The 22954-nt window shown below is 58.8% G+C and carries 23 protein-coding genes and 3 pseudogenes; 14 read left to right on the top strand and 12 right to left on the bottom strand.

The genetic code is table 11. The features are described from left to right. Positions 1 to 518: 518 nt before the first annotated feature. Positions 519 to 767, top strand: coding sequence for a hypothetical protein (locus QQL28_RS32865; RefSeq protein ID WP_284272209.1), 249 nt, complete (start codon positions 519 to 521; stop codon positions 765 to 767). Between the two features lie 139 nt (positions 768 to 906). After that, positions 907 to 1950, top strand: coding sequence for a GSU2403 family nucleotidyltransferase fold protein (locus QQL28_RS32860; protein WP_284272208.1), 1044 nt, complete (start codon positions 907 to 909; stop codon positions 1948 to 1950). 98 nt (positions 1951 to 2048) lie between these two features. Here the strand turns inward: QQL28_RS32860 and QQL28_RS32855 are convergent, their stop codons facing one another. Then, positions 2049 to 2180, bottom strand: a complete 132-nt coding sequence (locus QQL28_RS32855) for a hypothetical protein (protein ID WP_284272207.1) — start codon at positions 2178 to 2180, stop codon at positions 2049 to 2051. A 154-nt stretch (positions 2181 to 2334) separates the two neighbouring features. Beyond that, positions 2335 to 2685, bottom strand: a complete 351-nt coding sequence (locus QQL28_RS32850; protein ID WP_284272206.1) for a hypothetical protein — start codon at positions 2683 to 2685, stop codon at positions 2335 to 2337. A 217-nt stretch (positions 2686 to 2902) separates the two neighbouring features. On the opposite strand from QQL28_RS32850, the gene QQL28_RS32845 reads away from it, so the two are divergent. The 4 genes from QQL28_RS32845 (at position 2903) to QQL28_RS32830 (ending at position 7997) form a co-directional block, all read left to right on the top strand. Beyond that, positions 2903 to 3703, top strand: coding sequence for a hypothetical protein (locus tag QQL28_RS32845; protein ID WP_284272205.1), 801 nt, complete (start codon positions 2903 to 2905; stop codon positions 3701 to 3703). Positions 3704 to 3729: 26 nt separating this feature from the next. Further along, positions 3730 to 6102 (top strand): KAP family P-loop NTPase fold protein, encoded by a 2373-nt coding sequence (locus QQL28_RS32840; protein ID WP_284272204.1) that lies wholly within the window; start codon positions 3730 to 3732, stop codon positions 6100 to 6102. 142 nt (positions 6103 to 6244) lie between these two features. After that, positions 6245 to 7099: a type IV toxin-antitoxin system AbiEi family antitoxin domain-containing protein gene (locus tag QQL28_RS32835; protein ID WP_284272203.1), complete on the top strand. Its 855-nt coding sequence runs from the start codon at positions 6245 to 6247 to the stop codon at positions 7097 to 7099. Next, the gene (locus QQL28_RS32830) at positions 7086 to 7997 is read left to right on the top strand and encodes a nucleotidyl transferase AbiEii/AbiGii toxin family protein (protein WP_284272202.1); all 912 of its coding nucleotides are present in this window, start codon (positions 7086 to 7088) and stop codon (positions 7995 to 7997) included. Before QQL28_RS32835 ends, QQL28_RS32830 begins: the two co-directional genes overlap by 14 nt. A 14-nt stretch (positions 7998 to 8011) precedes the next feature. Here QQL28_RS32830 and QQL28_RS32825 read toward each other — a convergent pair whose 3' ends face one another. Continuing rightward, a complete protein-coding gene (locus tag QQL28_RS32825) occupies positions 8012 to 8266 on the bottom strand; it encodes a hypothetical protein (protein ID WP_284272201.1) in 255 nt (84 codons plus the stop codon). A gap of 1 nt (position 8267) precedes the next feature. On the opposite strand from QQL28_RS32825, the gene QQL28_RS32820 reads away from it, so the two are divergent. Together QQL28_RS32820 and QQL28_RS32815 are read left to right on the top strand one after the other, a co-directional pair. Continuing rightward, a complete protein-coding gene (locus QQL28_RS32820) occupies positions 8268 to 9218 on the top strand; it encodes a hypothetical protein (protein WP_284272200.1) in 951 nt (316 codons plus the stop codon). Further along, a complete protein-coding gene (locus QQL28_RS32815) occupies positions 9160 to 9612 on the top strand; it encodes a hypothetical protein (RefSeq protein ID WP_284272199.1) in 453 nt (150 codons plus the stop codon). Before QQL28_RS32820 ends, QQL28_RS32815 begins: the two co-directional genes overlap by 59 nt. A 250-nt stretch (positions 9613 to 9862) precedes the next feature. On the opposite strand, the gene QQL28_RS32810 is transcribed toward QQL28_RS32815, so the two are convergent. The 3 genes from QQL28_RS32810 to QQL28_RS32800 form a co-directional block, all read right to left on the bottom strand. After that, the gene (locus QQL28_RS32810) at positions 9863 to 10306 is read right to left on the bottom strand and encodes an SgcJ/EcaC family oxidoreductase (RefSeq protein WP_284272198.1); all 444 of its coding nucleotides are present in this window, start codon (positions 10304 to 10306) and stop codon (positions 9863 to 9865) included. 242 nt (positions 10307 to 10548) lie between these two features. Further along, positions 10549 to 11712 (bottom strand): YncE family protein, encoded by a 1164-nt coding sequence (locus tag QQL28_RS32805; RefSeq protein WP_284272197.1) that lies wholly within the window; start codon positions 11710 to 11712, stop codon positions 10549 to 10551. 186 nt (positions 11713 to 11898) lie between these two features. After that, entirely contained in the window at positions 11899 to 13092 is a 1194-nt protein-coding gene (locus QQL28_RS32800) for a hypothetical protein (protein ID WP_284272196.1), read from the bottom strand. Between the two features lie 256 nt (positions 13093 to 13348). Between QQL28_RS32800 and QQL28_RS32795 the strand changes: the two genes are divergently transcribed. Both QQL28_RS32795 and QQL28_RS46280 read left to right on the top strand, forming a co-directional pair. Next, positions 13349 to 14269 (top strand): pentapeptide repeat-containing protein, encoded by a 921-nt coding sequence (locus QQL28_RS32795; RefSeq protein WP_284272195.1) that lies wholly within the window; start codon positions 13349 to 13351, stop codon positions 14267 to 14269. Next, a complete protein-coding gene (locus QQL28_RS46280; RefSeq protein ID WP_431309681.1) occupies positions 14266 to 14598 on the top strand; it encodes a pentapeptide repeat-containing protein in 333 nt (110 codons plus the stop codon). Before QQL28_RS32795 ends, QQL28_RS46280 begins: the two co-directional genes overlap by 4 nt. On the opposite strand, the gene QQL28_RS32790 is transcribed toward QQL28_RS46280, so the two are convergent. Continuing rightward, positions 14505 to 15350 (bottom strand): phospholipase effector Tle1 domain-containing protein, encoded by an 846-nt coding sequence (locus QQL28_RS32790; RefSeq protein ID WP_284272194.1) that lies wholly within the window; start codon positions 15348 to 15350, stop codon positions 14505 to 14507. The two genes, QQL28_RS46280 and QQL28_RS32790, sit on opposite strands and share 94 nt — an antisense overlap. Before the next feature lie 196 nt (positions 15351 to 15546). On the opposite strand from QQL28_RS32790, the gene QQL28_RS46275 reads away from it, so the two are divergent. Then, a complete protein-coding gene (locus QQL28_RS46275; RefSeq protein ID WP_431309680.1) occupies positions 15547 to 16068 on the top strand; it encodes a phage portal protein in 522 nt (173 codons plus the stop codon). Between the two features lie 1002 nt (positions 16069 to 17070). On the opposite strand, the gene QQL28_RS32785 is transcribed toward QQL28_RS46275, so the two are convergent. Continuing rightward, a complete protein-coding gene (locus QQL28_RS32785) occupies positions 17071 to 17208 on the bottom strand; it encodes a hypothetical protein (RefSeq protein WP_284272213.1) in 138 nt (45 codons plus the stop codon). Between QQL28_RS32785 and QQL28_RS32780 the strand changes: the two genes are divergently transcribed. Together QQL28_RS32780 and QQL28_RS32775 are read left to right on the top strand one after the other, a co-directional pair. Then, positions 17191 to 17373 (top strand): DUF2188 domain-containing protein, encoded by a 183-nt coding sequence (locus QQL28_RS32780; protein ID WP_284272212.1) that lies wholly within the window; start codon positions 17191 to 17193, stop codon positions 17371 to 17373. The genes QQL28_RS32785 and QQL28_RS32780 overlap by 18 nt on opposite strands. Positions 17374 to 17584: 211 nt before the next feature. Next, positions 17585 to 19098, top strand: a pseudogene (locus QQL28_RS32775) (ISNCY family transposase). A 1109-nt stretch (positions 19099 to 20207) separates the two neighbouring features. Here QQL28_RS32775 and QQL28_RS32770 read toward each other — a convergent pair. Both QQL28_RS32770 and QQL28_RS32765 read right to left on the bottom strand, forming a co-directional pair. After that, entirely contained in the window at positions 20208 to 20378 is a 171-nt protein-coding gene (locus QQL28_RS32770; RefSeq protein ID WP_284272192.1) for a hypothetical protein, read from the bottom strand. A 51-nt stretch (positions 20379 to 20429) separates the two neighbouring features. Continuing rightward, positions 20430 to 20666: a hypothetical protein gene (locus tag QQL28_RS32765; RefSeq protein WP_284272190.1), complete on the bottom strand. Its 237-nt coding sequence runs from the start codon at positions 20664 to 20666 to the stop codon at positions 20430 to 20432. Positions 20667 to 20770: 104 nt separating this feature from the next. Here QQL28_RS32765 and QQL28_RS32760 point away from each other — a divergent pair. Further along, positions 20771 to 21076: pseudogene (locus QQL28_RS32760) on the top strand (helix-turn-helix domain-containing protein); the annotation flags it as partial. 56 nt (positions 21077 to 21132) lie between these two features. Here QQL28_RS32760 and QQL28_RS32755 read toward each other — a convergent pair. Next, positions 21133 to 21432 (bottom strand): annotated as a pseudogene (locus tag QQL28_RS32755) (AAA family ATPase); the annotation flags it as partial. Continuing rightward, positions 21432 to 22715, bottom strand: coding sequence for a metallophosphoesterase family protein (locus tag QQL28_RS32750; RefSeq protein ID WP_284272211.1), 1284 nt, complete (start codon positions 22713 to 22715; stop codon positions 21432 to 21434). The pseudogene QQL28_RS32755 and the gene QQL28_RS32750, both read right to left, overlap by 1 nt. Positions 22716 to 22954 lie beyond the last annotated feature (239 nt).

The following is a 22954-nucleotide window of genomic DNA, read 5'->3' as shown; positions in this document are numbered from 1 at the left end:
GTCCTCCGGTCGGGCTACGCCCTCCCTTCGGTCCGTCCCCATCGGCGCAGTCTCACCTTGATTGTCGCTGGAGTCTCACCCTGATCGCCGCCGCGCAAGCTGGCGCCTTCTGTCTTCAAAAGCCTGTCATAGGTGCCGCTTTCGTGCAGCTCCGGCCCAATCGCCGATGTAGAGCATATGAAGGCCGTCCTTCGGACGGTGCTTCCCGATGTCACATCGTCCCATGGGTCGAGGTTCTTGCGCGCGGTCTCGGCTGACGCACCAACGCCGCCATGCGCGCCGCTCTGGCCGTCGGCCCCGTAGAAGTCGGCGCCGACGAAGGCGCATTTCTTGGCTATTTGCGCGAGCACTCGTTTGAGGCGCCGCCCGACAGCTTGACGCGTTCGCTTGCGAAATCGGGCGTTCGGCGGGCGATGGATTTGGAGCGCGCTCTCAGTCGGTTCTGATACCGGCCGTCCCGCGACCGCGACGAGACCGTCGAAGAGGCCGATGCGCGTTTCCGGACGAGCCGGGCGGAGATGCTGGAGGAGCAGGCCATCGCCGAGTTCATTCGCGCAGTCGAGTTTCTTTCGAAGTATCCGCGTCGCAAGGCGATCAACCGCAAAAGGGGCAGCTACGGCCTGAAACACGATACCGAGCGGGCGACGGGCGACTACGTCGCAAATGGCATGTTGATCGCGGCCGCACTGGCCATGGGTTTTTCGGCCGTGCCTACCCATTCGGGTTCGCCGAACGCCCACTTCAACGTCAGCTCCAAGGCGGCATGAGGGGTCCGCGGTAGCTCCCAAATGTTCCCGGCTTCAACAGTTTGGCTAGGATTTTGATGGAGCTGTTGAAGCCATTGATTTTGAATGATAAATACGATTTCAACAACGGCGACCTAAACCAACTATAAGTGTTGAAACCATGTATTTTCAAGAACTTAACAATGATCAACGCCGCGAGGTAGTCAACAGCCAGCAACGCTTTCAGTCCCTGCGAGACGCCAAGGAGGCGTTCGACGCGCATCGCGGCTCCCTGACATGGGCAGAGTCAAAAGGGCACGAATACCTCGTCCGGAGCTACTACGATAAGGCCGGCCTCCGGAAGCAAAGATCCCTCGGGGCGCGCTCTCCCGAAACCGAAAAGAAGAAGGCCGACTTCGAGGCTAAGCGCGCTGCAGCGGAAGACCGATGGAAGAACCTCCGGGACACGATGGCCCGGCAAGCCGCGATCAATCGTGCACTGGGTCTGGGTCGAGTTCCCTTAATCGGGGCTCGGATTATGCGCGCTCTCGACGGCTTCGGAATGTTGGGCTCCGGCATTCGGATTCTCGGAACGAACGCGATCTACGGCTACGAAGCCTCATCCGGCGTTAGGATCGATCCCGGCCTCGCCACGACAGAAGACATCGATCTGCTGTTCGATGCACGTGGCGGACTTACGTTCGTGGCGGACGACGATGTCTCCGAGTCTTCGCTCCTGAAGATACTTCAACGCGTCGACACGAGCTTCCAGCGCGCCAAGCAGACGTTCCGAGCTGTGAACCGGGACGGCTATCTCGTCGATCTCATCAAACCGATACAGAGTCCTCCTTGGAAGACGGCTCCGGACAAGATCGGCTCGGACCCCGAAGACCTGACTGCCGTTCAAATCGAAGGACTCGATTGGCTGCAGAATTCTCCGGCTTTCGAGGCGGTCGCGATTGACGAAAAGGGTGAACCGGTGCGCATCGTTGCTCCAGATCCCCGGGTTTGGGCGGCCCATAAGCTGTGGTTGTCTCGTCGAGCGGATAGAGAGCCGCTGAAGCGGCAACGAGATGCAGCACAGGCAGAAGCCGTGGGCGCTCTGGTCGCAAACTATCTCACTTATCTGCCATTCGACGCAGAGCAGCTAAGGATGCTCCCGAAAGAAGTGGTAGACAGCGCGGCGCCGCTTTTCGTTAAGAAAGACACCGCGGCGCGGGCCTAGCGGTCGGGCTCGACTAGACCAGCATAGCCGTGCCGATCATCGGCGGCAGCACGCTGATGATCGGCATGGCGCTGTTGCTCGTCGGCACGATGGTCGCACTATAAGTCGGCATGACGACGATCATCCGGCATCATCATCGCCAGCAGCAGCACCACAACCAACACCAGCTTCAGCATCGCGATCGATCGGCGCCGCCGGCGGCCTGCTGCTGGCGATTCGACATCGATCAAAAATCGGCTGCGATCACCGCAAATCCGCTTACCATACTCACGGCGAAACCTTCGCGGCGTTAATGTTTGGTTTCACGCTTGGCCGCAGATTTTTTTTGATTGTGCATCGACTTACAAGTTCGAGTCGTTCCTAAAGCCCAGAATCGAGTCGCTCTTATAGCCCGAGCGAATCGTTCTTAAAGTAGATCAACACTTCACTTCTTGAAAATGCTGGTGGGCCTTCTTGGACACGTTTCGAACTCTGGGCGTTGCGCCTACCCCCGAAGTCCGTGAAGTTTTTGAACAGTTTCGAAATGGCAATGCAATTGTATGCGATTGACGGACTCTGCGGCGGACCAGCCCAGGTGGGCTGCATGTATAATTCGGCGCCGAGCCCTTGAAATTCCGCCTCGAGTTCATTGTTCAGTTGGACGCCGTCATCCAGCTCAATGAAATATGCGTAGGCTGGCAGCGCGTGTTCTACGCGCTCGGTCATCGTCAGTTGGTCTGGTTGCTCGGTTTGCATGTGTGGCACCAGCGTACAACCAGGCAGTCGGCGATTTTCTTGGAAGCATTGGGAAATGCGCTCGACTCCCAGGCTTTCCCATTTTGTTCTAGTCTTCCCTCGGGTGCTGAACCTGATTCGATAACCAAGCTGCTTCATCCTCGATACCTAATCGATCGCACGAGGGTTCGTGCCGTGCGATCATGGCGTCGCTGAAAATCATTCGTGAAATCGGAGCATGGCTCGAAGCATGCCACACGATATATCCGATGCAATCCTCTCCCATATCTCGAACTTTGCCGTGGGGTTAGTCATTCGAGAATTAGGGAAAGGCAGCAGGGTTCTCGGATCTGGGGTCCTGGTGTCGATAGAAGGCCGCAGTGGCATTCTGACCTGCGGTCACGTTGCGGAAGCATATGAGCACCTTCCGGAAGTCGGCTTAATCCGGTTCGTTGTCGGTGGACAACAGAGGCGCGTGCTTAAGCTCGCCGATACACAAACGATAATTGTGCAAAGCAGTGAGACGTTTTCGGAAGGCAAAGAGGTTTTAGCCCTCGCGTTTACGTCACTGTCGGCCGACGTCGCGTCTTCCTTAGAAGCTCAAGGCGTCTTTCTCAACATCGAGAAGAACCGAGCCAGGATGGAAGCAATGGCACCTGCTGAAGGAAAGCATGTTGACGCCATGCTGGGACTCATTGCGGAGGTCTCGGAAACCCCATTTATTGAAGGGCGAGAGTTCATCAGCCCAATGCGCGGTGTCCTTCACACCCGGCACGTTTGCGCTCAGGAGAAGGGCCTCCTCACGGTCAAAGCGATGCCCTATAATCTACATGAACTACCTGAGTCCTTTGGAGGCATGAGTGGTGGCGGGCGATGGCGCGTCTATTTCGTTGAAGATGATAAGGAGTCTCGAATTGTCGCGACGGTGCTTTGCGGAATTGCGTCATGGCAGATCGACGACACTAACATTGCATGTCAACGATGGGATAGAATTGACCAAGCACTTGTCCCGGCGGTTCACAGTAATATCCGCATCTGACGTTGGTTCCCTCAGGCGCGGCAGTGATGATGCGGCTAATCGAAGCTCTTAAGCTGGCTTGGCGGAATTGGCGGTGCCCAGAGCCACAGAGGCTTCGCGACGGCGCTTTCTCCGCCGATGCTCCGATCACCAGCGCGTCAGAAGATCTCCTCGGCAGGGGTGATTTCGCCAGGGCTCTCGCGCGCGTTCTTTATCGTCACCGTGGCAGCGAAAGCCTAGTGGTCGCACTGCGCGGGGAGTGGGGGTCGGGTAAGACGTCTATCAAGAACCGTGTCGTCGAGGTGCTTTCGCCACCAGGCGAGACCAAGATGCAGGTTGTAACGTTCAATCCCTGGCAATGGGGAACCGACGAGGCAATCACTCGCGCGTTCTTCCGCGAAATTGCGGTAGCGCTAGGCGACGCTGAACAGTCAGTTTTTGCTCGCCGCCGGGCGCATGAGTTTCGCCGGTACGCCAAGACCCTGGAAACGCTGTCGGGCGGGTTGAAGAATGCCGGAAGTCGAGCGTCGAGCGCCGCGGTATGGCTTAGCGGCGTCGGGTTTCTCGTTGCCGGTGGTGTCGTATGGCTCGAGCCGTCAGCAAAAATGCTCGCGACGGCGATGCTCGTCATTGCCGGTGCAGTTCTTATCCTCAGCAGAATTATTGGATTTTTGGGCAGAGATCGCGAGGACGATCGACCACTGGACGTTTCGCGCTTCGACCTGGAGCAGCGGCTCAAGGAAATGCCGCGAAACGTTCTCGTCGTTGTCGACGATATGGATCGGTTGGAAGACGAGCAGATCCGAACCGTCATCAGGCACGTCAAGGCAAACGCGAATTTTCCAGGCTTGACCTATTTACTTCTCTACCAGCGCAACATTCTGGAGCGTGCGTTCGGCGAAGGTGAGGACGGCAGGCAGTATCTCGAAAAGATTGTGCAGGCGGCCTTCGATGTTCCAGTGGTTGAGGGGGAGCGCATCGGCAGGATCGTGCTTGCTGAACTGGAGAAGATTACTCAGCCGCTGCCTAGCGATGGGAAGTTCGATCAGAAGCGGTGGGGTAATATCTGGGTCGGTGGACTCCGGCACTTTTTCAAGACTCTCCGCGATGCGAAGCGCTTCGTCGGTGGAGTTGAAGTTCAGTTTTCGCTTCACAGCGGAAAGCGCGTACTTGAGACGAATCTCATCGACACGGTAGCGCTGGAGGTTCTTCGCTTATTTGAGCCGGACGTCTACGCTGCCATCAGCCGAAGCCGGACCCTCATCACCGGTGCGGCGCGTGAAAGAAGAGAGTCCGACAAGGAGCGGATCAAGGCAATCATCGCGGCAGCCAGACCGGAATATAAGGACGCGGTCCAGTATGTCGTTTCACAGCTCTTTCCAATCGTGGGTTGGGCTTTTGGGGACTCTTGGTACGGGAGCGATTGGGAGGAGGGTTGGTCATCCGAGCGGCGCATATGCTCACCGCGATATTTCGACCGGTATTTTTCGCTCCGACTGCCGGACGGGCAAATATCGGACTCGGAATTTATGGATTTCCTCGAAAAATCCGCGGATCGCGAGCGTATTTCTCAATCTTTTGCGGACTTTGAGAAAAGAAACCTCCTTCCGGAGTTGATGGAGCGACTCGACGAAGCCGCTGTTGGCAAGAAGTTACCGCTTGAGTCCGCGGGCGCTTTTCTCCCTGCTCTTTTTGACATCGCCGAAAACCTCCCAGACAAAATGGGGTTCGGGAAAATGCCCTTCACCAACGCGTGGCGCACGGCTTTTTGGTATTTGAGAGGCGAGGACGATGCGGCAAAGCGCGGACAGGCGTTCCTTAATGCTCTCCGAAAATCCGATTCATTGGCTGTGCCAGCGACCCTTATCAGCCTGGATATGGACGGCAAGGAAAAGGGTGACACCGATTTATTGTTCGCGGCTGACCTGGAGGAGGCGAAGGAAGTCTGGGTTGCGAAATTGCGTGCTGATTTGGCGAGTGGTCTCGAGGGCATGCTCGGTAATAAGCACCTCGTGAATTTCCTCTATCGGTGGCGCGATTTCGAGGGAGTGGATGGCCCTCGAGCTTGGGTCGCTTCTATTGCGACGAAGCCGGAACTCCTTGGGAAGCTATTGGTCGGATTTCTGTCTGAGGGAGTGTCGCATGCGCTCCGCGATCATGTAACGAGCAAGGTGATCTCCTTTCACTGGAGCGCAATCGAGCCTCTGATCGACGTTCCGGCGTTCACCGATGCGGTTAAGGCGCTCGCGCCTGATCCCGGAAGCCCCGAATTTGACGCGCGGGACCGCTTCTTGAAGGCGGCCGAAAAACATGCTGCCGCCGTTGAGGCTGCAAAGGCGAAGGCATCAGACGAGGTAGAAAAGGACGGGACCGACGAGGACAGCGCAGAGGTTAGACTTGTCGATGAGACGGAATCGTAAATCGGCCAAGATGACCGCCTTTCAAGAGGCAAAACTTCAGCGAGGATCGGTTTACTAGTTGTCAATTTTATCAACTATAGCTTGATTTATATGGAATATTTCGAACTGGCGGGCGGTTTGAGGATATGCTAATATATCAATCATGGATAGACAAAAGGGCCAACTCCTAAACCAACTCGACAAGCTCCTACCCGAGGGGTTGGTCGTGGATTCCGCCTGGCTCAAGCGGCACGGCTACTCCACCCAGCTTCAACATCTGTATGTGATGCGTGGTTGGCTCGAACAGCCAACCCGAGGCGTTTTCCGGAGACCGCGTTACGAACTGAGCTGGCAGCAGGTCGTCATATCCCTGCAAGGCATCCTGAACTATTCACCGCTCGTCGTGGGCGGACGAACGGCGCTCGAATTGCAGGGGTACGCTCACTACCTGCCGCAAGCGACGACCCGTGTTCATCTCTACGGTCCCAAGTCGCCGCCATACTGGCTTGATAAGCTGCCGCTGTCCGTCAAGTTCGTCTACCACAATGACCGCCGGCTCTTCAAAAATGATCCCGTCGCGAAGGGCATAAGCAGCGTCCGCTGGAATGTTGAAACCGGCGAGATGACGGATTTTACGGCGTTTCGAGGAGGCGACATAGCTCGACTGAATTGGGGGCAATGGGACTGGCCTCTAACCTTGTCAACGCCCGAGCGCGCCGTTTTCGAACTGCTCGACGAATTGCCCAACAACGAAAGCTTTGAACAGGTCGATGTCCTGCTTGGTGGCCTTGCCAATCTTCGCCCCGATCGCTTGCAAAAGCTCCTGAAAGATTGCGCAAGCATAAAGGTGAAGCGTCTCTTCTTTTATTTTGCCGACCGTCACAACCATGCCTGGCTCAAACGGCTTAACAAGGAAGCCGTCGATCTTGGGCACGGTAAACGCATGCTCGTAAAAGGTGGTGTTCTCGATCCGACCTATCACATAACGGTGCCGGGAGACCTCGATGGCGTTCGCTGACACTTACAAAAAACAGGTCGCGCTGTTGCTGCGCACTCTCCCATTTGTCACGGAAGAGAAGTGCTTCGCCCTGAAAGGGGGAACCGCAATCAATCTTTTCGTCCGCGACTTGCCGCGTCTCTCGGTCGATATCGACCTAACCTATGTTCCGGTCGCGCCGCGAGCCGAATCCCTTGCCGACATCGATGCAGCCATGAAACGCATCGTCGCCAAGATCAAAGAGAAGATCCCAGGGGCACAGGTCCATGAGACCCGTAAAGAGGACACGATCGTCAAACTGGTGGTTCGCTCGCAGAACGTCCAGATCAAGATTGAAGTCACGCCTGTGCTGCGTGGCTGCGTCTTCGAACCGGTCGTAACTTCCGTGCGTCCCGCCGTTGAGGAGGCATTCGGATTCGCTGAGGCTCGCACGGTTTCTTTTGCTGACCTCTATGGCGGGAAAATCGTCGCCGCCTTAGATCGCCAGCATCCGCGTGATTTATTCGATATTCGCGATCTGCTTGCCAATGAAGGAATCACCGATGAACTCCGCAAGGCCTTCATCGTCTATCTCTTGAGTCACGACAGACCGATGTTCGAGGTGCTTGGCTCGCCTCAAAAAGATATCAGCGATGAATTCCTTCACGGCTTCGAGGGTATGACGGACAAACCCGTTTTGAAGTATAACCTTATCGCCGCGCGTAAGACCCTGGTTGAAGAAATTGTTGGCAAGATGCCAGAGGCTCACCGGAAATTTCTCGTATCGTTCGAGCGCGGCGAGCCTGATTGGGATCTCCTCGGCATCCCCGCTGCCGCCGATCTGCCTGCCGTCAAATGGCGTCAGCAGAATCTCGACAAGCTTTCGAGGGAAAAGCGCGCGGAGCTCGTTGCGGCCCTGGAAAAGGTTCTCTTCAAATAAGCCTCGCGCCCGCCTTACCGACGCGACATGCCTTTCAGCTCCTTGCGACGCTCTGCCATGAGATGTCGTGCTTCAGCCGCATCGAATCCGGCTTGCTCAAGCTGGTCGATCGTCCCCGACAGTGCGGCGATTTGAGCTTGAATCTGAAGTAGCTTGACGGGGCGCTGCTCCTGCCCCTTGATGTACCGGCTGAGAAGCGACTTCCGCGCGCGCAGCATTGAACCTAATCTGAAGATCGGCAGTTTCGAAGTCTCTGCCAGATAATACACCTTGCGCCGAAGATCCCGCGATCAAATTGCGCTCAATCTTTCGCTCGATCGCCGCTTCGTTTCGTTCATGGGCTATCTCGCACCGGTCGGCGCGATTGATGTCTCCAACTCCAATACGCCTGCCGTGGTCGACCCGACAAACTCGGTGACCGCGAGCGATTTCCGCGTTGTCGCGACCGTCGATGAGAATGGCAGTTTCCGTTTCACCAAGACCAACGCCTATAGCGGCAACAATGGGCGTGCCGCGATCCTGAAAGACAAGCAAGGCGCCAACGTATTCTACACGGTCGGCAACGCCGGCAATGGCGGCAATCCGCAGCCGAACGGCATCATCATTGCCGCGGGTGCACAGCTCGTGAAAGAAGCGCGCGTTCCGCTCGCGCAGCAGCCCGATCCCGGCCTGCCGACGCCGGTCGGTAGCTTCAACGTCACCCAGCTCGGGCTGAAGGCCGACAAGACCGGCAAGGACACCAACTTCCGCGGCCTCACGGTCTTTAACAATGTCATCTATATGACGAAGGGCAGCGGCAGCAACGGTGTCAACACCGTCTATTTCATCGACAATTCCGGCTTCGACGCCAACGGTAAACCGCTGGCCTGCCCAAATGGCGTAGGCGCTGCCAAGCGCGACCGCAACGTTGCCGACGACTGCGACCGTCTACACCGCCGCGCAGCTGCAGACGCTTGGTGTGACGCCCTACAACATGTGCGTGCTGAAGGGATTTCCGACCAATCTGGCGAAGACCGCGACGACCTTCCCGTTCGGAATCTGGTTTGCGAGTCCCAAGACGCTTTATGTCGCCGACGAGGGCGACGGCACCGCTACCTACAGTTCCGGCGCCAACACCTACACGGAGGCTGCGGCGCAGACCACCGCGGGTCTGCAGAAATGGGTGTTCAACGACGCGACCGGCTCCTGGACACTGGCGTATACGCTGCAGGCCGGCCTTGATCTTGGCGTGCCCTATACGGTCGAGAACTATCCGACCGGCACCAACAGCGTGACCGGCCTTCCCTGGTCACCAGCGACCGACGGGCTCCGCAACATTACGGGGCGCGTCAATCGGGACGGTACCGCAACCATCTGGGCGATCACCTCGACCGTGAGCGGCAGTGGCGACCAGGGCGCCGATCCGAACAAGCTGGTGAAGATCACCGATAAAATCGCCGCCGCCACACTGCCCGCGGGCGAAAGGTTCATTACGGTGCGTACTGCTCGCTTTGGCGAAGTGCTCCGCGGCATCTCGTTCACGCCCGGGACCGACTTCGATTACGACCAGCGGGCTGACGAGCGCGACGCCTGCGCCCGCGACCAGGGCAAGAGCGATTGCCACGACGCGGACTGATCGTTCGGGTTGGGCGACGTCGCGCTTGTCGCGACGTCGCAACTCCATGCCAGGCCATTTACGGTTATTTGCTGAATCGCTTTGCGTGGGAATAACGCCGCGAGCTGTGCCGAGCGTGCGCGGTTGGCTGTTGTTCCAAGCAAGGTCCACATGAAAAGGATATAAGTCCTGAGTCGGCTTTCATACTTCTAGCGACCGAGTCATGTTGGTCGCATATTGACAACGTAGATCGCGGGCTTTGCCTTTGTTCTTATGTTGCCGGCAATGGAGACCGGTGCATGTGCACAATCATCCAATCAGATCCGCGTTTAGCAACTACGAACGTCACGCGGCCCTTGCCAACCGTTTGTTGCCCGTCTTTCGTGCCCGTGATGGTGTCAAACCCCACGATCACGACCGTGCTGTCATCGATCACCGTGGCTTCCGAACTGTCGAGGATGGCGGTGCGGGGCTTGTCGGAGTTTAGTGCCACGTCAAAGTATTTGCGGATCTGTTCTGGTTTCGTCAGCACGGCTTTTCCCAATGTCCCAATCATCAAGGCATCTGGCGCATAGAGGTTGACGATTGCATCGACTTCGCCATTGGTGAACGCCTTGCCCCACTTCTCTACCACTTGGTAGGCATCCTCCTTCGGTCCGGCATGAGCGGTCGCGACCGAGGCGACTAGCGCGACTGCCGATAGGAAAGTCCGCATGAAAAGCTCCTTTCAAAAATCACATGCTTACACTTGGCCAGCGCAAAGGACAGTCTCGCTGGCAACGTCCATACCATGCCGGCTCGCCGCCTCACTCCGGCCCTTGGCCCAACAAGTCAGCCGCGACGGTGTAGGTGTCTGGCCGGCGGCCTTTGAGGACACGACGGCGCAGCACACCAGAACCTGACGCCGAATTCTCAGTTGCGCTTATCTTTGACCAGCGTGGCGACGGCTGCGGATCACTACCGCGCTGGCGCGCGCATGGATGCCGGCTGGCCTGGCAACTTCAGCCTGGGCCCTACCTCGGTCAGCTTGCCGCTCGTGAGCTGAAACACCTGCAGGTCCTTCTCGAAATAGTTGGCCACATACAGGTAGTCGCTGTTCGGACTGTAAGCGATACCCTCCGGCAGGCCGCCGAGCGGCGCACGCGCAGTCACCGTCAGCTTACCATCGGTGCCGATCGATATCAGAACGAGTTCGCCGGTTTTGGTCTTGAACCAGTCGCTGTCTTTTGCCGCAGTGCCGAGCAGCAGCGGGGTGGCTGCGGTCTTCCCATCCGGCGCGATGGCGAAGCCTTCGGGTCCGGTACCAGGGGTCATCACGTCGACCACGTGGGGATGGGGTCCGGTCGCTTCGATAATCACCTCGGCATCGGCGTTGTTCTTCTGTGCGCCGGTGTTCGAGGCGATGACGTATTTGCCGTCTGGTGTGATGTCGATGTTGTAGGGATTGAATGCCGATGGAATGTCCATCGACTTGTCGTAGGTCACGTTTTGTCCGTCGATCGTCAACACGCCAATCTTGTTTGCAAGGTTAAGGCAGACAAAGGCGCGTTTGCCGTCGGGTGCGATGACGACGGCGACAGCTTGTTGCTCCAGCGGTACCTCGCCTACGACCTTGACCGTCAAGCCCTGTATCGAGACGACAGAGACACTCTTGCTATCTCGATTGGCGATCAACGCGAGATCGCCCTTCTTGGAGATCGAGAGACCGGACGGCTGCCGCCCCACGGTAACCGTGTCGATCAATTTCGGCGGGTCGGTGGTGAGGTCAATCACGTACAGCTTGTCATCCGGAACCGGCTTCCAGGCGTTGCCGTCTTGGACGTGAACCACGGAATTGGCAACCAGGCCAAGCTTGCCGTCAGGTGTGATCTGCAGGTTGGTCGGCGGGCCCAGCAGCGAATTCGACAGCGGCAGGCTGGCGCGGATCCTGGGTTTGGCGGGCTCGGAGATATCCACGACCAGCACGGCGTCATCACCCGGAGCGCCGTTCATCTGCCCCTCGGGACCATAGGTGATCTTGCTGTCAAGGCCGATCAGGATATCGTTGGTTCCGGCCAGCGCCAGGCTGCTGTCGACGAGGCCGGCCAGGCACATGGCACAAACAGCAATGCGTAAAGTCATGATGCGTTGTCTCCAGATGAGCCTGATCTGTCACCGTGCTCTCAGCAGTGTATCAGGCATGATTCGGAAATCTTCCTGCCGCTTTGCATGGCAGCAGCAGACCCGCAGTATTGCTCTCAGACGCCAGCTTCGGGCCGGCCTCCTGAGCCGACGGAGGGATGACCGATAGCTCTGCCCTGCTCACGGCTATCGCGGCTGCAGTTTAGCTAGCGCTGCGACCAGAGCATTCTGGAGCACGGTCTCGTCAATCGTGACAGGATCTTCGGCACGAACATCTTTCTTCACGAGATCGGCGACCGGCATTGTCAGCGGCAGCAACGAATTGGTGCTGTGCCAGCCCTTGATCCAGTGCTCTGGCCAATTGCCCCAGGAGTTGAGCTGCCCAAGACCGTCAATGTTGCCCATGACCTGGTTGTAGTCGGCGTCAGTCTCCTCCTGAATCACGCAGCCGAACGTGGTGACATGCAAGCGGCGGGTGCGTTCGGCCGGCAGACTGCGGACGGCGTTCTGAATGCAGAGTGCGCCCTTGCTGTGGCCGTAGAGGCGCTCGATTTGTTCGGCGCGCTTGAGAACTTCGTGCAGGATGTCGCTCTCCGGGCTGCCGGTCCGGAAAGCTTCATCGCCGATGGCGGTAGAGGCCAGGTGCCGCCCGACCTTGGCGAGTTCCCAGCCACCACTTGCGAGCAATTGTTGAGACACGCGCCGTGCGAAGTCGTGAACACCGAAGCCGAACCACCCGCCGAGTGCTTGCGGAATGATGTCGGCAAGCCCATAGCCGGGCACGATCGCCGCGACCGGTTGGCGCAGCGACTCCGACACGTTCCAGGCAAAGGCCGCAGAACCCAGCGCCGAGCTGCCGACGCCCGTCACGGTGATGATCTTGACAGGCCTTGGCCCGCCACCCCGGCTGGGCCTGAAAGACAGTCCATCCTGCAAGAAGTTCTGCACGTCATCGTAGGTCTGAACAAAAGGGGCATGGTGCGCGTCGATCACCAGTATTGTGCCTTCGGGATTGGCTTGCGCACTCAGATTGATGATTTTGGCGGCGGCTTGTGCGGCGGCGAGGTTGATTTCTGCAGACGCCGCCAGCTGCGGGGTCGAGGTGGTGGTCACCAGAATGCCTCGCGTCAAGAGGCGCAGCCCGAGCAAGCCGACATCGTAGAACAGCGCGTCCGCCAGAGTGTTGGTTTGCCGGAATGCCCACAGCAATGGCTCGACCAGCTCGCGGGGGATCTCAAATTTACTGAGGTCGGGTTTTGCAGGCGTCGGAGAAAAATCGGGGGCCTGGGAGCCCAGGGCCAATTCTATCCATTTTGGAAGAACAACATCAAAAAAAGGCAGCATTGGCCGCGGTAAGGATGGAGCTCTGGTATCGAGCATCGCGCTCTCCTCTATGCAATTATCCCGGTTCAAAAAGTACCGCATAATCTCGCGACACACTGTTACAGTTGAATGCAGCTCGTATGAACAATTCGACGAGACATGCGCGGCGGTCGATTTCTTGCGCGGTCTCGGCCCTTCCGGTTCAAGCTCGAAAAACTGCAGCAACAAACTCTAGCCTTTTCCTCTTGATTCAAGTTCTATTGCGAGACACACTTGTCGCACGGTTCGCTGGGGAGCTCGCGATGGATACTTTTTGTATACTGTACCGGTTTGTGCGCTGGTCGCGCTTTTACTGATCTACTACCTTCCGAGGCGTCTCATTCCGGCAACTCGCTCCTCCCGCCAAGAAGATCTTATCAAGACAGTCGAGTCCCGAAACGAGGTAAGAAAGACATATGCTCAGCTGTTCGCTGGCGCCTCGTTCGTGGTGACGTTCTTACTTTCGATCTACAATTTTAATCGAGACTACAATCAGAAAGCGAGGCAATCAGCCGCCGAGCAATTCATAAAGACGTCGACGTTCGTGCAGGCGACCGACGACGCGCAATGGACGCATGTAAACGCCTTTGAGATTATGGCGCTAACTGCTCGTGAGGACGGCAGCTTTAATCCCGCCGTATTTGGGACGATGGCGCAATTCATCCTCAAAATCTCGAAGAGCTCCTGCAAGCAGAACGGCGACAGCAAGGCTGACTACCAAATGTCTCCCGAGTTGCAGAGAATCGCCCAGATCTTTGCTGGGAATAACGTTCCGGATCCTTGGGGCAAGACGATGAATATGGCGGGCGCATGCCTGAGCCGCGTGCAATTGCGCGACTCCGAGGGGCTGCAGCAGTTATATCTCAAGGACGCGCAACTGATTGGAACAGAATTCGTTAACTCGAATCTTCGAGGTTCTGACATCCAAGACGCTAAAGTGGGAATTGACCTGACTGATTGGTGGGAAGATCCAACAGTCCGAGCAGAGGTCGAGAATCGCGGCTACGATGCGGCCAACAGATTATTCGACAAGAGTCATCGGTGGCATTGGGCAATTTTTCAAGGAGCAACGCTCGATAGCATCGTAGCAAACCGAGCACATCTAAAGAGCGCGATCTTTTACTCTGCATCAATGAAGAACTCGAAGTGGGTAGATGCGGACTTGTCCTTTGCTGACCTGGGGGCGCGAACTTGAAGGGAGCCAACCTGAACCGAACTAAATTCAAAGTCGCTAGCCTCCGGTCGACCTCCCTGGAAGACGCAGATCTGACAGGCGCGAAGTTTGAACAAACGAACATGCTGGGCGCGTTCTTCGCCAACACCAACGTCACCGGCGTCGATTTTGGATCTGTAGAACTGAGGCGGGCGCAGCTAAGCGGGATGTGCATTTCCCCCGGAGGAAAAAGGCCGATCCTTCCCAAAAGGTACGATCATTTCGATGTTCCTGTGTGCTGCACGAACCCCTTGGCTCGCTGGTTCGCATTATCAAGAGCCGCCTTGGCGCAAGCGCTTTGCTCGGAGTGATTTGGATCCAACACCTCGCCATTCCAGTCGACCAGAAGTACGTGCTCATTTGCCGGCTTGGCAGTATACGTCGACTCAATTGCTGGCAAAATGGAGATCAGAGTCTTCGGCGCATAAGGTGTCCCGTCAATCCCCTTCTTGGTCCAGAGACGCTCGATCGCAGAGATGTGGACCATCTCGTTCAAGGACTTCGAATGCCGGTCGACGCCAACGGCGACTTCGTACGTTTGCAGTGAGGCAATTTCCCTGTTGGATATGGCCCGCCAGGATCTCGGGTATAGCTTATAAACTCCTCGGCGCGAGTTATGGATCCGGGATTCGCTCCAACTGCTAGGTGACGCGCTTCTTATCCAGCGATCCGGGACAGGGAGGTCCTTGAAGAAGGTACGTAACCGCCTAAGCAGCCAGTCCAGCGTTATATGATCGGCCCGATCATGGGCTGCCTTCAATTCGGTAGAACGCAAATAGCCGCCGCCGATATCAGCGTGGGCCCCTGAGAACCATACCTGTTCGGTGACGGTATTGATCTTCTTAAATGGCGCGGGGCGCCAGACGGTTGCTTGAAAAGGCCATCGATTTTCGTCGATGGCCAAGGCTTGCAAATTGACACGCGTGATTGATGGAAGTTCAACGCCGTGGAATTCGTAGCGCTCGCGATTGGACCGCACGAACGCTTCCAACGGAATCCCCAACGAACCGACCGTGTCAAAAACTGCGAGGCAATCGATCCTTAGATTGTCGCCATCATGCATTAATGGCTGCAGGCGGTGCCATTCGGCTGCTCGCGAGCTGTATGGGACGACGCGTCACGCTAGCTGCGCACTCGACAGCGGTTCGTGGTCTTTCTCTGGCGCGAATTAGCGGCCGCGCTTGTGCAGTCCATGATAGCGGCCACGGTGGAATCCGATTTGCCGCGTGGTGCTGCGCTCGGGTCCATGGCGACGGCCGATGCGATGGACATGCCAGCACCTGCCGGGGGTGTCGCCCGAAGCGTGGGCTGAAGCGCGTGCTGCGTATTACGAGACGGTGAAGGTCAATCTTCAACCGGGCATCGTTACGCACATGATGAAGGGAGATCGTCTCGTTCTGCATCGGCCGCAGAGTCCCAACACAGTACACGACGCGCTAGCCAAGAGCTTGTCGCGGGAGGCGGCTAAAGCCGCGGGTTCGTCAGCGGAAGACGTTTCGGGCGATTATTCGCAGACATCTTTCAGCGCTTCGCGTCTCGCGCAAGAGCTTCCGTGGCGGATCAACAAGCGCAGACGTTCCGCCATCGTTGAGCCGTTCTACCAAGCGGTGTTTGTCGCTTGGCTCGAAGAGGCTTGCGAGACGGGGCGCGTGCGTCTTCCGGAAACCGAACGGCAAGCTCTATTTGGTCGAAGAGATGCGGGAGCCAGCGGCCGTCTACGGGGCGCGATGCCCAACCTACCCCAATTGCACGGGGGGATGCGGCCTCGGCTGTGCTCATGAGGTCGAGCCCGACGAGGGACGGAAGCGTGAAGTCGTAAGGGCTCTCAGCCGCAAGCATGCAATAGCTTGGCTGATCAACCACCCGACGCGTCGCCCAGGTGCAGCTGCCACCGAACGTGAGCGCGCTGAACGGCTTTTGTCTGCGGCCTGAGTGCGGCAGAGCGTTGTTCTCGGTCTTGACGGCAAGCGGCCCACACGGGCCGCTTTTCGTTTGTAAATTTCCGCGCGGGGCTCGTCAGCTTTTGGAAAGCTAGCCCGAATACACAGCCATTAAGATTAGCGGTGCGTGGTAGGGACAGCGCCTCCCCTGTGGTACGTACGCGCGGGGGCTTAAGCGCCGAGTCACGTCACCGCTAATCGCAGCGCGGGCGCGGTAGGGACAGCGTCTGATGCCCAACTGAACGGCGCCGAGTCGCGCCCGCGCTGCTTCCGGAGGCTGATCGCCCAACCGCTGGCGACGACCAGTCCTGGTAGTTGTGCCAAAACTTTTTCGGGACGATACATTCGGCCGTCAGCTTCTGGGCTTGAGGCTGGCCATGTTGAAGTTGGCGGCGCGTGGTAGGGACAGCGCTGTATCTGACAATGGGCGCCGAGTCACGTGGCCGCTAACTTCTACTATGGGTCCGAATGGACGGGGACAACCAACGGGATAAACCTTCGCCTGCCGAGCTGGGGCGTTCGGAACGGATACTACTTGCCAACCAGATCGCCCCTCGGGGTCTCACCAAGGCCGATGCGGCTGCCTACTGCGGCTGCTCCGAGGGGGCGTTCAACACGTGGATGGACACAGAAGGGCATAGTGCCGGGGGCGATCCCCGGCACGCAGCGTTGGGATCGCAAGGCGATTGACTGGTATTTGGACCGGGCTTCCGGTCTGCCTACCGGGGCGACCGCGTCGAGCGATCCGCTGGCAGACTGGTTGGCTTCTAAACGTGCGGGCCGTTGACGCCGCCACGAATGCTCAATACAGCCCCACCAAATCCGGTAGTTGAGGCGACCGCGTCAGTTTGCAAAGATTCGGGCCGCTTCAACGTTTCGATAAGTGGCGATGCCGGAGGAAACTTTATGGCTCGTTTCCGCTTCTTCGTCACGCTCCATAAAGATAGAGGCCAGTGGATTGTTGTGCTGAATGGCGCGCACTCCGTCCCGTACCCCACTCAGAAAGAGGCGATCCGCGTCGCGGTCGACGCAGCCTACAAGGAGGGTGCGTCAGGACACGATGCTCAAGTTCTAGTTCAAGACGAGGACAACGAAGTTAGGACCGAGTGGACATATGGCCACGACCCATACCCACCGGCGGGCTAATCGCGTTGACCTGCTGGCCCGACAGGCATGACCACGTCCTCAGCCGCCGCCATTCGTACCGGACTTGGGCCGGATAGGCGCATTTGCCTCAGGCCTGGGCGGCGGCGATCGAGGTGAGACCTCGCATTGCCTCGCCCTAATTGTTACCAGATGCTGAGCCGTTGCCTCACGTAAATTGCTCCCTTGGATCGGGAACGAGCGGGGGGCGAAGATGGGGTGGCTGAGCATGGCAACGCGGAAGGAACTGACGGCGGCAGCAGGCGCGCGCTATCGGCGTTCGGATCGCGCGAAGAAGACGCGGATATTGGACGAGTTCGTCGACATCACCGGATTCCATCGCAAGCATGCAATGCGAGCACTTCGAGGTCAGGAGGACGCACGCCCAGGCCGGCGGGCGCGACGTCGGGTCTATAATGAGGCAGAACACAACGCGCTCGTGCTCCTTTGGGAAGCTCAGACCGGATCTGCGGCAAGCGGCTGAAGGCGTTGATGCCTGCACTGATTGAGGCGATGGAACGGCACGGCCACCTCGACCTTGCCCCCGAGATCCGCGACAAGCTTTTGGCGATGAGCGCTGCGACGATTGACCGCGCATTGGTGCGGATTCGAGAAGAATTAGGTCACAAGCGGCGGCGGCACCCAGCGCATTCCCTGCGTCGCAGTGTTCCGATACGGACGTCGGGAGATTGGAACGATCCGGCGCCGGGGTTCGTCGAGGCTGATCTTGTGGCGCATAGCGGTCCATCTGCGCGCGGCAGCTTCATCCAGACCCTCGTGCTCACCGACATCGCTACCGGCTGGACGGAGTGCGCCCCTCTGATCGTGCGCGAACAGACGCTGTTGAGCACGGTGTTGACGGAATTGCGCAAACGATTGCCTTTTGCGCTGCTCGGCCTCGATACCGACAATGATACCGTGTTCATGAACGAGACGCTGAAAGCCTACTGCGAGGCGGCCAACATCGTCTTCACGCGTTGCCGTCCCTACCGGAAGAATGACCAGGCGTTCGTCGAGCAGAAGAACGGCGCGGTCGTACGCAGGATGGTCGGCTATCGTCGGTTCGAAGGCCTGGAAGCGGCCGAGTTGCTGGCTGAACTCTATCGATCAGCGCGGCTGTTCGTAAACTTCTTCCAACCCTCGTTCAAATTGATAGCCAAGCAGCGCGACGGTGCTCGTGTGCGCAAGAAATACAGCGCGCCGACAACACCCCACCAGCGGTTGGCCGAGGACGCCCGCACGCCTGACGCGGTTCGCCACCATCTCCAAGAAATCTATGCCGCTCTCGACCCGGTCGCGTTGTTGCGAGATATCCGCGTTGCACAGGAGCGTCTTGCGGCGCTCGCGGATACCCAGCCTATCGCCCATCCTGCTGCGGCATCGCAACCGATCGATCTCTTCCTGGCAAGCCTACGAACCGCCTGGAAGGGCGGAGCTATGCGACCGACGGATCGGCCAATCGTGAACGCGAAAAGAGGCCGACGTCGTCCCGATCCGCTCATCCGGGCAACGCCAGATTTGCGAAAATGGTTTGAAGCTGAGCCCTGGCGGACTGGCAGCGAACTGCTTTGCCGGTTGCAGGTGGAATATCCTGGAGCCTATCCGAACAAGCTTCTTCGAACGCTTCAACGGCGGCTTAAATCCTGGCGCAGCGAGCAAGCGAATGCGTTGCTGTTCGCTCCTACGGAGAAAATGCCGCCAGGACCTGAGGTCACGACAACCCAATGATGTGCCAAGTGCCAGCGGAGGAGGCCGGGCGCTCCGAAATCCTGGCCATCTCCGCACCCGGCCTCCTCCTCAATCCAAGCCGGGAGCAAATTAAATGAGGCAATCGATCGCCCTCGGGAGCACCCATACCTGAGGCAATACGCGCTCTCATCCTGATTGTCGCGCCATACAGGCCCACATGAGATCGGCAGCAACCAATCCTGGTAGGTGCCGTGCGGACCTCTCGACGATACAGTTTGGTGGCCCCCGTGGATTACACCGCCGACCCCAGCCTGGGGGCCTGAGGTGGTCAGCTTTGCCCGTGGGCTACGAGGTAAGGCTGGCCACTGAAGTTTGTGGCGCGTGATAGGGACAGCGCTTAGGCGTGAGCGCCGAGTCACCGCCGCTTAACTTCGCCGGCAGCGCGGGCGTGGTAGGGACAGCGTCAGAGTCTCAATCTCCCCACCAAGACGCCGAGTCACGTCCGCGCTGCCTTTTTTTCTCAGCAAAAGACGTGCCGACCAATCCCGGTAGGTGGCTCGTATCCCTTTCAGCGGTACAACTTGGCTAATCCTGGGGCGCGGGAAATAACTCAGGAGGCCGAGGCAATGTACTTTCAGCTGTACCGTGACGCGCATAATGAATGGCGTTGGACGTTATACGAACGCAAAATTGCCGCTTCCGGCGTAAGGCTACCACAACAAAGTTGATTGCCTTGCTGCCATTGAGCTTGTGAAGAGTACGGACGCCAGTACTCGCGTGCTGGAGTAGCGCTGCGGAAGGGATGGCAAACGAAGAGTTTTGCGGGCCAGGTCATCGTGGCAGCGCAAGGGTGTGTACATGTCAACTCCCACGCCGGTGGTACACGTTGGCGAAAGCTCGCCTGAACAGGTTGCCTTTAAGCTGATGGAAAGGGTTGCCGTCGTGGAGCGAAGGTCGCTAAGTTATCCCGACCACGATGATCTAAAGCCAGGCTGGACCGCTGCGGATCGCAAGTGGATTCTCGACACATACGCGGAATGCCTAAGGACTGTGAGGACTCCCAGCCAGCGGTGACGGGGGTTTGTATGTACGTGTCTGGACTTGCGAAGGCGTTCGCGGTCTACGGGGCGGCAGTCGTGACGAGAGTGTCAGAGAAAGCCGCCCACATGCTTCGCGATAACTTTAGTCGCTTCGCGCTTTTCTTCGAATATGTGCCAACGGGCGTAGATGCCGGTCACGCCCTTGTCGTTGTGATTCAAGAGTGCCTTGACGTAGTCGACTGGTAGCCTCGCCGCCTGCACGATTGTTGCGGCCGTCACATCTCATCCTGTCCGATCTCGTCCCGAATCAATTCGAATAGCTTCCGCATGTCACTCAAGCCGCATTTCCTTGTCGCCCCGCCGGAAGTACGAACTCAGGACGTGCAGTTGATGCGCGGCGATCTCGTCGCGCGTCAGTTCGGAGGTAGCCTGGAAGTAGGCCCGCATGTCCGCCAGGAAGGAGCGCGCGATTTGCGGGGGCACTTTGAGGGGCTTGCGGGCGATCATCATGGCCGAGTCTATGGGCGCGGCTTCCGCGTGCTGATTCCGCTCGATGTTGCCCACCATTCCGGGATGATGTCGCCCGGGGTGACGAGGCCTCTTCTGGCTCCGCTACGGTCCCGCCTTTCGGCTTTGCGAAGGGGACCTGGATGCCGACGGAGAGGTTTGCGATGCGCCATGTGCGCGATGTGATCAGATTGAAGTCGGCCGGGATGCCGACCCGCGAGATTGCGCGGCGGGTCGGAACGGCACCTTCGACGGTGCGGTTGACGATCCGCCGGTTCGAGGCGGCGGGGCTGACCTGGCCGTTGCCCGACGACGTCACCGACACGGTGCTGGAGGCCCGGCTGTTCGCCAGCGCCGGAGCCGGTCCCGGCACCCGGCGGGGCCATCGGCGGCAGCCCGAGCCGGACTGGGCGGCGGTGCATCGCGAGCTCAAGCGCAAGCACGTGACGCTGTCGGTCCTGTGGGAGGAGTTGCGATCGAGACCTCCGAGTTCTCCGAGCAGCGTGGCATCTGCAATGGTATTGCCGGCGTCGTCCAACAGGCTGTTGTGGGGGAGTTTGATCCGGGAGAAGCTTCGGACGCCCCCGAAGATCTCGAGTTCGGCTTCTATCCGCATGGTCGGATAAGGGTGCAGAAAGTTGAACCGGCTTTGATGGTGGATCCCGTAAAACAGGTCCATGCACGCCGACATAGCGGTGGATTTACCGGCCTCGTTGGGACCATATACGATGTGCAGGTCAGGGGCGCCGGCGGAGCGCTCTCCGAAATCGATGACGGCGTCCGTGAACTTGCCGTAGCGTCGAAGTCCGAGCTTTCGAACGCGCATCAGCGCACCTCCTGCGCGCTGCCGGCGGCAAATCGCGCCAGCACCTCTTCGGATCCCTCGCTGGCGAGCCGCCCGATGAGCAGGTCGAGTCCGGTGTCGTCCGGAGCCAGGCTGCGTCGACATTCCGGGGGGAGCTGCGAGAGAAGGTCGTTGACGATTCCGTCCGCTTCGGTTCGAAAGGCTTCGGAGCCAACGACTTCGTCGCTCATCGTCCTTCGCAGCGCTTCGACGGGGTCCGCGCTCTCGGTCGAATCGACGACGGGCCGTCGGCAGTCGATATCGATCTTCTCGATCCATGCGTTGCCTATCCTCTCCGCCCGGGCCTCAGCTTCCGTGCGAAGGAGATCGGCGTCGCGCCGGATGTTCCAGGCTATCGATGTCACTCCCGAAACGCCAAGTCGGGCGACGAGGTGGTCGGATGCCGATCTGCTGGTGGCCTCTCCGAGGGCCTTCTCGATCCGAGCGGCTAGGTCCGACCACGATGCCACGCCGGAGGCGTCGACGGCGACGCGTTCGAATTGCGCCAGGCTGACGATGCGCTCCTCCATCGTGATGGACCCGTCGTCTAGTACGCTGGCCAGCGTCACGGATTTGGGACCGTGTTCGCCCACGTCGCGCCCTTGCGGAATGCCCGGCATCACGACCGCACAGGGGCCTTCCGTCGCCGAACGTTTGTGGATGTGCCCGAGCGCCCAGTATCGGAAGCCTGAAGCGAGAAGGTCCGCCGTGCTGCACGGCGCGTAGACGTCGTGAGGGGGCGAACCGTCCAGACTGGTGTGCATCAGGCCGATGTTGACGACGCCGGCGAAGGGCGGCCGGTACTTGGCGAGAAGGCTTTCTGGGGCCTGTGGCTTCGCGAAGCTAAGGCCGTGGATCGCGATCGGTCTTTCTCCGCGATCCCGCGGGACCTCGACGGCGTCGGCCCGGCCGCCGAACAGGTGGACGTTTTCGGGAAGGACGAGTTCCTTCGTTATCTTCGACAGGGCGTCGTGGTTGCCCCGGATGATGAAGACCTTGATGTCTGCTGAATCCAACCGACGAAGTTGCTCGGCGAGAAAGCGGGCCGTCTTCATCGAGGTCTGCTCGCCGTCATAGAGGTCGCCGGCCAGCAGGAGGGCGTTCACCTGTTCGTCGAGGCACAAGTCGACGATACGCGAGAAAACCAGGCGGCTGGCGTTGCCGACAAATTCCGCGAGCCGTGGATCGCGCAGAGCGAGCGAACGCAGCGGCGAGTCGAGGTGGATGCCGGCGTTCGCGACCGAAGAGTTTCTTTCGAAGGCGATTCACATGGTGCCCCGAGACACGCGGCTCATGCACCAGGATCGCGAGTGGATACGCAAGACGACCGGCTATCCCTGGCCAGAGGAACGTCCCACCGTCGACGACATGCCTCGCCTCTACGAGGAGGCGTTGAGGTATCCTGCGCTCCGTCCGGGACACGCTTAAGGGACACTCATCTTCGGACCGCAATGTTCCGCCTCTGGCTGTCGGACTCCACACGCCGCTGCTCTGGCTCCCGAAC

The organism is Bradyrhizobium iriomotense, assembly GCF_030160715.1.
Classification (GTDB): domain Bacteria; phylum Pseudomonadota; class Alphaproteobacteria; order Rhizobiales; family Xanthobacteraceae; genus Bradyrhizobium; species Bradyrhizobium iriomotense.
This window is presented reverse-complemented; position numbering and strand designations above follow the sequence as displayed.

Bases quoted from the DNA above. Each gene is read 5' to 3' on its own strand.
- QQL28_RS32865 (WP_284272209.1), top strand. From the start codon at position 519: ATGCTGGAGGAGCAGGCCATCGCCGAGTTCATTCGCGCAGTCGAGTTT.
- QQL28_RS32860 (WP_284272208.1), top strand. From the start codon at position 907: ATGTATTTTCAAGAACTTAACAATGATCAACGCCGCGAGGTAGTCAAC.
- QQL28_RS32850 (WP_284272206.1), bottom strand. From the start codon at position 2,685: ATGCAAACCGAGCAACCAGACCAACTGACGATGACCGAGCGCGTAGAA.
- QQL28_RS32845 (WP_284272205.1), top strand. From the start codon at position 2,903: ATGGCTCGAAGCATGCCACACGATATATCCGATGCAATCCTCTCCCAT.
- QQL28_RS32840 (WP_284272204.1), top strand. From the start codon at position 3,730: ATGATGCGGCTAATCGAAGCTCTTAAGCTGGCTTGGCGGAATTGGCGG.
- QQL28_RS32835 (WP_284272203.1), top strand. From the start codon at position 6,245: ATGGATAGACAAAAGGGCCAACTCCTAAACCAACTCGACAAGCTCCTA.
- QQL28_RS32830 (WP_284272202.1), top strand. From the start codon at position 7,086: ATGGCGTTCGCTGACACTTACAAAAAACAGGTCGCGCTGTTGCTGCGC.
- QQL28_RS32810 (WP_284272198.1), bottom strand. From the start codon at position 10,306: ATGCGGACTTTCCTATCGGCAGTCGCGCTAGTCGCCTCGGTCGCGACC.
- QQL28_RS32805 (WP_284272197.1), bottom strand. From the start codon at position 11,712: ATGACTTTACGCATTGCTGTTTGTGCCATGTGCCTGGCCGGCCTCGTC.
- QQL28_RS32800 (WP_284272196.1), bottom strand. From the start codon at position 13,092: ATGCTCGATACCAGAGCTCCATCCTTACCGCGGCCAATGCTGCCTTTT.
- QQL28_RS32790 (WP_284272194.1), bottom strand. From the start codon at position 15,350: ATGCATGATGGCGACAATCTAAGGATCGATTGCCTCGCAGTTTTTGAC.
- QQL28_RS46275 (WP_431309680.1), top strand. From the start codon at position 15,547: ATGCGATGGACATGCCAGCACCTGCCGGGGGTGTCGCCCGAAGCGTGG.
- QQL28_RS32765 (WP_284272190.1), bottom strand. From the start codon at position 20,666: ATGGTGGGCAACATCGAGCGGAATCAGCACGCGGAAGCCGCGCCCATA.